The following is a 300-nucleotide window of genomic DNA, read 5'->3' on the forward strand; positions in this document are numbered from 1 at the left end:
AACGGGACCGTTGCCAGTGATGGTGATGCCGACGGCATCGCCTTGACCGGTAGGTTCGTCAGTAACGGTAGTTTCCAGCGCGTTCTGACCCAGGGTCAGTTTCTCGTAGGTGCCAGCGCCTTCGACCGTTTCCAGCTTGTTCACGATGGTCGGTTGGCCGCCCACTGCGATGTCGTCAGCAGCCGTGATGGTCGCCTGGCCGGTAACGCTGTTGGCAGGAACAGTAATGGTGGTGCCATCGGTGAGCTTAAAGGTCAGCTCCGGATGGTTAGTCAGTGGCAGACCAGTGCTGGTGGTCAA

The 300-nt window shown here is 59.0% G+C and carries 1 protein-coding gene; it reads right to left on the reverse strand.

All coding sequences use genetic code 11. The features are described 5' to 3' along the window. On the reverse strand, positions 1 to 300 hold a 300-nt coding region (locus ORL50_RS28850; RefSeq protein WP_266020115.1), incomplete at both ends, for an immunoglobulin-like domain-containing protein.

It is taken from the genome of Pseudomonas sp. RIT-562 (assembly GCF_026241895.1).
Classification (GTDB): domain Bacteria; phylum Pseudomonadota; class Gammaproteobacteria; order Pseudomonadales; family Pseudomonadaceae; genus Aquipseudomonas; species Aquipseudomonas mandelii_F.